The sequence below is a fragment of the Corynebacterium sp. HMSC11D10 genome (genome assembly GCF_001806995.1).
Classification (GTDB): Bacteria; Actinomycetota; Actinomycetes; order Mycobacteriales; family Mycobacteriaceae; genus Corynebacterium; species Corynebacterium coyleae.
Genome location: NZ_KV787069.1, coordinates 1 through 695 on the forward strand (window position 1 = coordinate 1; position 695 = coordinate 695).

At 54.1% G+C, this 695-nt stretch carries 2 protein-coding genes; both read right to left on the bottom strand.

The genetic code is table 11. The features are described from left to right. Positions 1-270: DDE-type integrase/transposase/recombinase (locus HMPREF3120_RS12010; protein WP_141739416.1), on the bottom strand; the 270-nt coding region annotated here is incomplete at its 3' end. Further along, positions 254-695: IS3 family transposase (locus HMPREF3120_RS09025; protein ID WP_210384513.1), on the bottom strand; the 442-nt coding region annotated here is incomplete at its 5' end. The genes HMPREF3120_RS09025 and HMPREF3120_RS12010, both read right to left, overlap by 17 nt.

Here is a 695-nt window from a genome sequence, read left to right on the forward strand (position 1 = left end):
AAGTCGCTCGTTGTAGACCACGCTGACGTACTGCGATCCGTGATCCGAATGGTGAATGAGACCTGTTGTTTCCTCAGCACACACGATCGCCTGGTTGAGAGCTTGCAACGGCAGTGCTTCGGTGCGCATGGAATCTGATAACGCCCACCCGACGATCCGTCGAGAGTAAACGTCGGTGACAAACGCGGCGTACACAAAGCCTTTCTTCGTGCGCACATACGTAATGTCGGCCACCCACAGTTTATTCGGGCCCTTAAGCTTTGAATTCACGCTCGACTAAGTCCGGGCGCAGATCAGGCACGTTAGCTTTTCGGGTTGTGATAGGTGATCCGCCTTTGCCTTTGCCAGAAACACCGGCCAAGCGCATCAGCCGGGCGGTTTGTTCACGCCCGATATCAATTCCGTCGCGGCGGAGAGCATGCCACATTTTCCGCACGCCGTAGACGCCGTAATTATCCCGATGAACAGTTCTAATGCGGTCGATCAGCACAGCATCGCGAAGGCGACGAGCACTTAATCCACGGGCCTTGGACTGGCGATAACCACGCGAAGTGATAAACCCACCAGCCCGGTTATTCTTCAACGTCTTACAAATGAACTCGACAGAGAAACGATTCCGGTATTTATCGATGAACCGGATCATTTCCGACGTTTCGGGTCGAGTTCCGACGCGAAAAAAGCCGAGGCAGCCTTCA